7 protein-coding genes are annotated in these 7652 nt (G+C 52.9%); all 7 read right to left on the reverse strand.

Going from position 1 to position 7652, the window contains the following annotated elements; genetic code table 11:
* Positions 1–189: 189 nt before the first annotated feature.
* The 7 genes from Q2B33_RS22245 to Q2B33_RS22275 all read right to left on the reverse strand — a co-directional run bounded on the left by Q2B33_RS22245 (position 190) and on the right by Q2B33_RS22275 (position 7606).
* The gene (locus tag Q2B33_RS22245) at positions 190–693 is read right to left on the reverse strand and encodes a hypothetical protein (RefSeq protein WP_296474917.1); all 504 of its coding nucleotides are present in this window, start codon (positions 691–693) and stop codon (positions 190–192) included.
* 33 nt (positions 694–726) lie between these two features.
* The gene (locus tag Q2B33_RS22250) at positions 727–1155 is read right to left on the reverse strand and encodes a hypothetical protein (RefSeq protein ID WP_300788360.1); all 429 of its coding nucleotides are present in this window, start codon (positions 1153–1155) and stop codon (positions 727–729) included.
* Positions 1156–1229: 74 nt separating this feature from the next.
* On the reverse strand, positions 1230–4895 hold the full coding sequence (locus tag Q2B33_RS22255; protein WP_300782089.1) for an imm68 putative immunity domain-containing protein: 3666 nt from the start codon (positions 4893–4895) through the stop codon (positions 1230–1232).
* Between the two features lie 17 nt (positions 4896–4912).
* On the reverse strand, positions 4913–5191 hold the full coding sequence (locus tag Q2B33_RS22260) for a hypothetical protein (protein WP_300782086.1): 279 nt from the start codon (positions 5189–5191) through the stop codon (positions 4913–4915).
* A 10-nt stretch (positions 5192–5201) separates the two neighbouring features.
* Positions 5202–5582, reverse strand: a complete 381-nt coding sequence (locus tag Q2B33_RS22265) for a hypothetical protein (protein WP_300815198.1) — start codon at positions 5580–5582, stop codon at positions 5202–5204.
* Between the two features lie 76 nt (positions 5583–5658).
* Positions 5659–6621, reverse strand: a complete 963-nt coding sequence (locus Q2B33_RS22270) for a hypothetical protein (RefSeq protein WP_300782081.1) — start codon at positions 6619–6621, stop codon at positions 5659–5661.
* Between the two features lie 145 nt (positions 6622–6766).
* Positions 6767–7606: a serine hydrolase gene (locus Q2B33_RS22275; protein WP_296473862.1), complete on the reverse strand. Its 840-nt coding sequence runs from the start codon at positions 7604–7606 to the stop codon at positions 6767–6769.
* Positions 7607–7652 lie beyond the last annotated feature (46 nt).

Raw genomic sequence — 7652 nt, forward strand, 5'->3', positions numbered from 1 at the left:
GTCAGCGTTATGCAGTCTGATTTCACGGCAAGTGAAATCGTTAAGCAGTATATATGACAACCGAATATATCGCTGCAAAAACAGGACATTCTGCCGTTTTTCTGGTATAATAGAGCTACTAACCAATGGAGGTTCTGTCATGTCATTCCTTGACTCCTATAACAACCTGACGGACAGGGAAAAGAGATATCAGCTCTTGTGCAGACCTTTCGATAAAATCTTAAACCCATTTTTCATCACACTGGCAATCAGACATTTTTCCTTCTTGCTCCATTTGGGTCTATAAGGTTCCTCATTTTCCTTTAGCAGTATATTGCATCCATAAAACAGCTTTTCATAAATATGCCGAATATGCTCTTCCCTGCTATCGCCGATAAATCTACAGTTCATTGAATGTGCTATATCTGAAAACAGATTCCAGTAATTCAGAAAAAGACTGCAATTTATTTTTCCGATGTTCTTTTTCCTAAGGATTGCTGAGGATAAAAGAAATTCATCTTCTTTCGTATTGATCAGCAATCCCTCCTCCCGCGCAAACGCCATCGTTTCCTCTTTGGTCGGAAAAGATCTTAACATGCCGTCTTTATCAAGCAGAAACCCGTCAATATCATCTGTATACCAAATAGCATAACACGTTTCCTGCAAAACCTTAAATCTAATCAGATAATATTGTTTCTGCAGTTCTTCACTCATATTACTATTCCTCTCCACTATGGGCATTTCCCTTCAACCATCTATTGAAAAATACTGCAGATCCTCAAATTCATCATCCGAAAATTCAAATGTAAAAATATGTGTATCATCAAATGATTGCTCAAAGTAATTTACCCGGCCATTCTCGTAGTCAATAACAGGCTTGCCCAATTTTTCTTTGATCTCATCAAAACTGAACGTACCAAACACTTTCGTAATATAAGGCATCATAAATTCTACAATAAAATTTAGATGTGCATTGTATTTTTCAGATAATGTTTTGACCTGTTCCAAATAATTTTCTCCAGGCTCTTCATCCCAGGCAAAAATCAGTCCATTGAACTCAAAAATAAATTGTTCTAAATCTTCATTAAATTCCATGATATCTTCCTCCCCAAATACGGATTTCCATCCGAAATCATAATACCATTTTTCATATTCAATAACGAATCCTTCGGCCATACAGGCGGCATATACAGCATCGAGACCCTCAATGCAGAAAGACGTTAAGGAAATAGCGACGAGTCACACTCCCTCTAGTCCCACCAGAAATACCAGACGGTAGACCGCCGCAGGGTGTCGGCCAGGGCTGCGATCTCTTCAAAGTTCTGATCCATGTCCGGGCAGAGGCCGTACTGTTCCACGGCCACCTCCATGGCCTCGTTCCCCGGGACTGGGGCCGGGAGGTGGAACTCCAGCTCGTCATGGGTCATAGCCGCAGGAACCGCGCCATGCTGCCGGAACCAGTATTTTGCTGCCGCCATCAGCTCCGGCGTGTCGGGGCAGTCATTCCAGTTGCCGAAGGGCAGGTAGGCGAAAATCTCCCAGGGGTTCTTCACCGGGATTTTCGCCAAGATCAGGGGACAGGTCATCTGCGTTCTTTCGCACCAATAAGAAGCGAAGCGGCAGTTGAGTTCATCCTCTGTATCCGGCTGCGCGTCTTCCTCCATCTCGCCCAGGACTTCCTCCCAGTCCATGTCGTCGTCCTCGGCATCTTCCTTGCGCTGGCCGATCAACTCCTCTAAGACTGCTTTGCCGTCTTTCACGGGAGCGGCCAGCATCTTCTCCCGGTATTTTGCTACTTTCTCCGGTTGGAAGGCATAGTCGTCAGCGCCATCGTTTTCCGGGTCGGTGTTCATCACAAGGCACTCCCACAGGGTTTCGTCCACCTTCACCAGCAGGGGGATAAAGCCTTCCCGCACGCCGAGGCGCCGGGCATAGCGGTATGCCGACATGATGGGGTCATCGTCCCTCATGGAGGGAAAATAGGTGCATTTGCAGTCCAGGTACTTCATCATGGCCTGCGCCAGCTCCGAGGGCTCCAGGGTATCTTCGTCAAAGTCCTGGCTCTGCCAGTTGGTGAAGCGTCTTTGTATCACCTTTGCCATGGCCTGGTAATAGTCCTCGTCGAAGGGGAGGAACAGGTAGGCTTCCTCCCGGAATTCGTCAGAGTGGTACCGGGCTTTGCCGAAGTATTCCAGGGCGTAGTCGTCAATGTCGGCGGGGTAGTACGGCTGGTCGTTTTCCCCGTAGTAGTATTGGGCAAAGGCCTGGCCCTGCCGGTTGAACAGGGCGGAGTGCAGGCAGCCGGACAGTTCTTCCCGGATGAATGTCCGCAGGTCTGTGTTGCCGGGGCGGGCTTTGGCCTGTTCTGTCATGGCGCTGTATTCCTCCAGGAAATCATCGCCCATCAGGTCATGTTCCATGCACCAGCGCAGGTAGATGGCCATGTGGTTGTAGGCGTTGATGGGGTCGATGTCCAGCCCTTTCTCTTCGATGCTCTCTATGTGGCAGAGGGCATAGTCCATTCCGGCACTGTCGTCATCTTTGTGGCTGGCATCCTCCTTGCCGTCTTCCTTTTGGCAGTCCTCCAATTCTTCCAGTTCCTCTATGTCCGCGCCGTCCTTCTCCGGTCTTTTCAGGGGCACTGTGGCTGCCTCCCGGCGGAAGGTGTGGAAGTTCGCCCAGGGAAGGTGGGAATTTTTTAAAAAGGTCTCTGCCCTATCCAGCGCCGCGGGGAGATCCCAGGCGATGAAGTCCACATAGCCGCAGTAGATGCCGGTGGCTCCGCCGGTGAGGGTGAGCGCTTCTGCGCCGTCCCCGGCGGTGAGGGCTTCCTCCAGGCTGTCCCGGAAGTCGAAGATCTTCTGGCTGCCTTCCTCTTCCTGCAGGGTGCACAGGGGGTAGCAGAGGAAGCCCGCCACTGCGCCGTCGGCGTGGAGATTGTCCATGTGGTAGTTGTCGGCGTTCAGGTAGCCGTTGATGAGCGGGGCGCAGCAGGTGGAACCGGCGATGGTATCCAGCCGCCAGTCGGCGTCCCGGTCTTCATTGGGGGGCATTTGATAGCCCAGGTAGCTTTCCAGACAGGCCTTGGGGTCGGTGGACAGATCCAGCCCCAGCTCCCTCAGCTTGCGGGGCAGTTCGGTCAGGGGGACGGAGGGCTCCTCTCTGGGCGCTTCCAGCACATCCAAGGAGTCGATGTATCTCATGTGGGGGATTTCGCCCAGCATCTGGTCGGTGAGGGTGACGATGGCCCACCAGACCCTGTTTTCCTCCTCCCGAAGCATGGGGAGCAGCTTTTGGCAGTAGGCAGAGAGGGCAAAGGTGTTTTCGCCCCGCTCTTCCAGCCAGATCTGCACATCCTCCCCGGAGACCTCCCAGCCCAGGTCTGTGCGCAGGCTTATATCGGGGTTGGGCTGGCGGCCTACCAGGATGTTCCAGTGTTGCAGCACTTTTTCCGGGGCGTGGCTGCGGAAGTATGCCAGTTGGAACAGCTTGACTTTGTCTCCCTCCGGGGTGAGGATCAGTTCATGTTTCTCTCCGTTGCATCCTATTTCAAAGGAAATATCGTCAAAGGCCAGGTGCAGGACTTCCTCCATCTGGGCCGCGATCTCCGCTCCCCGGAGGTGTTCCTTGTCCTCGTCCATCATCCAGCGCAGCTCCGCTTCCCGCTCGGCAAAGGTTTCCCACCAATTTACCGTCCGCTCCCGGAAGCACTCTGCAAACTGGGGAAGCGCGATACGTTCCTCGCAGTAACCGATCATTTCCCTGGTGTCCTCATCGTCCGGGCAGGCCTCCAGCGCCCTGCGGAAGTAGGGCAGCGCCCGCCCTTCCTGATCCAGGTAGTAATAGGCATATCCCATACGGAAGTTCCAGAAATGGTCGCCTGAGAAATATTCTTCATGGGGCGCCAGCAGGGCGATGGCTTTTTTGAGCGCCGCCCGGTCGGAGCGGAGGGTGCCCCAGTTGTTGTAGGCTCTGGCCAGTTCGCTGTCCATCTCGGGGGTGCGTTCTTCGGCGGGGATGGCTTCCAGCGCGTGGATGATCTCCTGGTATCTGTCCTCGGCGTTCCATCTCTGGCACTGTTCCAGCAGATTCTCTTTTTGTCCCTTATCTTGGGCTGTCTCTTCCGGATGGGGGAGGGGCTCCTTTTCGCTTGGCATTGGGCTCTTTCCGCCCGGCTCAGCGCCCTTCTCGCCCGGCGCAGCGCCCTTCCCGTCCGGCTCAGCGCCCTTTCCGCCTGGCTCAGCGCCCTCTCCGCCCGGCTCAGCGCTCTTCACGCCCGGCTCAGCGCCCTCTCCGCCCGGCTCAGCGTCCTTCCCGCCCGTCACGGGTCTCTTCCCGTCCGGCTCAGCGCCCTCTCCGCCCGGCGCAGCGCCCTCTCCGTCCGGCGCAGCGCCCTTCCCGTCCGGCACGGGGCTTTGGGGGCTGCATCCGCCGGAGCCATACAGTTCCTGGCGGAGGTTTTCACAGTCCTCTGCCATGGCGAACATATCCTCCTCCGGCACCAGTTCGTGCAGGTCATAGCTGAGGGGTTCTCTGACAAAGTCGGAAAGAGCCCTGTTCATGGCGGCGTGCTCCTCCGGCGTGGCGGTCACGCGGATGAGGCGGGAGGGCGTAATGTACTCGTCCAGGTCGTGGAGGTCTACTGCCCCGCTGACGCTGCACTCCAGCAGGATGGCGGCCAAATCCGTGACCAGGTCGATGGCGAAGTGGAAGTCCATCTCCAAGCCGTCGGAGCAGGTGAACACCAGATATTCCACTGTCTGGTGGAAGTCCCAGTTCTGCTTGTCCAGTCCAATCTTGGCAAAGATTTCGCTGAGGGAAATCTCATCTTGATTCTGATCTTTCAGAAATTCAATCAGGTTCAGGCTGTCGTCTGTCCCGCCAATGTAGTTGCCCCAATATTTTTTGATATACATCTTCTGTGTCCTCCATTTTACCACTCTGAAATCAGCCGCTCAATGAGCCGGTTTAAATGCTCCCACCACGCAGGGTCGATCTCTCCTCTGTCTTCTTTTTTCCAGAGCTCCACGCTCTCCCGGATGCCGTCCTCGTCCGGCACCTGGTTTTTTATGTCGTTGAGCTGTCTCAGCAGGCAGGCAAGGGCCTTTTTGGATGCGGTGAAGTCTGTCACATGGTTCCATGGGCTGTCCCGGTGTCCTAAGTCCAGCCTGCCCTCGTCCTTCCACCGGAAGTACAGTTCTGCCAGAGCCATGGCGGTATTGTCAAAGAGGAAGTCGAATGATCTCGCCCAGCTCCATCACCGGATGTTCCGGTATGTACTCATTTTCCAGGATGTGGATTACATCCTGTCCTTCGTCGCTCTCCCATGCTTTTATGCCCCAGGCGCCCATATCAGTACCTCTTTTTCTGTCGAATATCCTCTCGGAATCTCCAGTCCGCATATCACGCGGCTTTCCGGAAATCCTTGGGAGCGACTCCTCCCCTTTTCCAGGTGCCGTCCTGCCACAATGCCCGCCGCATCCCCTATATCGCCATCTTTCTCTTTCAGAACTACTTACCTTCGCGCTCTTCCCAAGCGCTCCAAAGTTTCTCTTTATACAACAATTCCTCCGTTTTTCATCTACAGTCAACGCCATTTTCATTTGGCGCACAATGGGGGGCGAATCTCCCCCAAATTTTTTCTACAACCTTTTTACCCAAAATCAATGCAATGATGTACTAACTCATCTCCACCCGGATGATGGGGCGGTAAAAGTCGTAGTCGCCGTCCAGTTCATTGTCCTCCTGGACTTCCGGCCTGTAGTGGGGGGAGCAGGGGAGGAAACCCAGGAAGGGCCCCAGCCCGCCGCAGATATTGCAGCCGCCGTCGCCGCCGCAGGTGGTGAACCTGTCCGCCTGCACCACTTCCCGTTTATAGGGGTCGTAGGCGATGGACAGTCCGAAGAAATTGGGCTCTTCCATGTCATAGGGTCTGTCCTCGTCCTCCGTGTCCTCGAACCAGTGGAGGCGCATGGAGTAGTCCAGCCCGTCGCCCCAGGGGAAGAGGGTGCGGCACCCTCCTCCGCACAGGTAAGCCCACTCATCTGCTGTGGGCAAAAAGAAGCCCTGTTCATGGAGCCGTTTGCGGAAGTCGGGATAGTCTGTCTCATGGTAGAGGCACGTCTGCCAGCTATCGCCATCCCTCTCGAAGCGGGCGCAGCCTACCAGCGTCAGGCTGTTCCCGCCGGTGGCAGCGAATCGGCGGAACTCCTCCAGCCAGTCCGGGCACAGCCTCGGGTCGTCCAGCGCCACCGGCTCCCAGCCAATCTCCTCCAGTTCCCGCCCCACCAGCATGGGGGGAATGGCGGCCTGCCGCACCGGCGCCATGCCCTCTCCGATCATTTCCTCCGGGTCGCCCTCCATCTCCCATTCCCGGAACAGGTACTCCAGCTCCTCTCTGCTCTCCTGGTTCAGGCCTATGGCGAACCGTTCCCAGCCCAGCGTGACCCTGTCGCCGGGGACAAAGACGAATTCCCGGCCGTCCTTTTCGAACACGCCGGTGGTGCAGCTCTGCCCCCAGCGGTCAAAGGTATGCAGCCCAAGGAAGGTCATATCGTAGCGGGCTGCCAGCTTCTCCATCAGCGCCTGCTTTTCGGGTGTTTCCATTTGGTTGAATCGTGGACGGGATAGGGTTTCGTTCATTTTGGATCCTCCTGCTCTGTGCTTCGTTTTATCCTAATTTTGTTGCTTGTGCCTGCCGACCGTTTCTCCAATGTACAGTTTATATTTATACGAAAAATGGTTCTTCCGTCCCTCACTTAATGTTCAACCTTTGAATAATTGGAGATTATAGTTGTAGTGCCTTTTCAATTATGGACTTGTTTTCAGGATGTGGCCTGTCCGTATCTGATATAATACGAATGATCATTTTTTTACGTGGAATAATAGTCAAATATTGTCCTCCGAAACCACTTGCAAAAAAATATGGAATCTCCAAATTTTTTCCGATCCACCAGCCTAAGCCATACGGTGTACACTCCGGAATACCACCGCAGGAATACTCGCAGATACTTTGATTATAATATTCTTCAGAGAACAGACGTTTTCTGTTAATCTCTCCCTTGTTCAACATGAGTTGTCCTAATTCATTTAACATGAAAGGGGAGACTTCCATACCTTGTATATCATCTTTATCCCATTTATAATCCTTGTTGACAAAGTTTGAAATGACTTTTGCATGAAACAATTCGGTGATTCCTAGTCCGTATATTTCTTCCAATAAATATACAATGATTTGCGGGTCAGGCTTGTACTGAAAAGATACGCCGGGTTCACTTTCAAATTTCAATTCCATTACTTCCCTCATATTTATGGGAAGCGGCTCTTGCGGCCTTGGCCATGTGATCCCTGTCGTTTTAGACAGGGCATGCTTTATTTTTAGTCTGTACCAGTTCATGTCTGCAATTTTTTCATGAGAAATATAATCAATCACACAATCGTCTATACTCCCTATCTTGCCTTCATATATGGCGATACCAGCAAGAACGGATAAAAATGATTTGAAGATACAGCCTATGGGAAACAGCAATGTCCCTTTTTCATTTTCTCTTGTATATTCAAATATCACCTCCCCGTTCTTTATAACGCATACATTTTTCAAATGACCAAAGATATCAAAATTTCGCATTTTGCATACTCCTTATTGTTCTGTCATAAACCCCCATTGCACGCCA

Origin of the sequence: uncultured Acetatifactor sp., from assembly GCF_948601915.1 — a bacterium.
Classification (GTDB): Bacteria; Bacillota; Clostridia; order Lachnospirales; family Lachnospiraceae; genus Acetatifactor.

What these genes read in the sequence shown, in the direction of transcription:
- Q2B33_RS22245 (WP_296474917.1), bottom strand. Translation starts at nt 693, where the DNA reads ATGAGTGAAGAACTGCAGAAACAATATTATCTGATTAGATTTAAGGTT.
- Q2B33_RS22250 (WP_300788360.1), bottom strand. Translation starts at nt 1,155, where the DNA reads ATGGCCGAAGGATTCGTTATTGAATATGAAAAATGGTATTATGATTTC.
- Q2B33_RS22255 (WP_300782089.1), bottom strand. Translation starts at nt 4,895, where the DNA reads ATGTATATCAAAAAATATTGGGGCAACTACATTGGCGGGACAGACGAC.
- Q2B33_RS22260 (WP_300782086.1), bottom strand. Translation starts at nt 5,191, where the DNA reads ATGGCTCTGGCAGAACTGTACTTCCGGTGGAAGGACGAGGGCAGGCTG.
- Q2B33_RS22265 (WP_300815198.1), bottom strand. Translation starts at nt 5,582, where the DNA reads ATGAAAATGGCGTTGACTGTAGATGAAAAACGGAGGAATTGTTGTATA.
- Q2B33_RS22270 (WP_300782081.1), bottom strand. Translation starts at nt 6,621, where the DNA reads ATGAACGAAACCCTATCCCGTCCACGATTCAACCAAATGGAAACACCC.
- Q2B33_RS22275 (WP_296473862.1), bottom strand. Translation starts at nt 7,606, where the DNA reads ATGCGAAATTTTGATATCTTTGGTCATTTGAAAAATGTATGCGTTATA.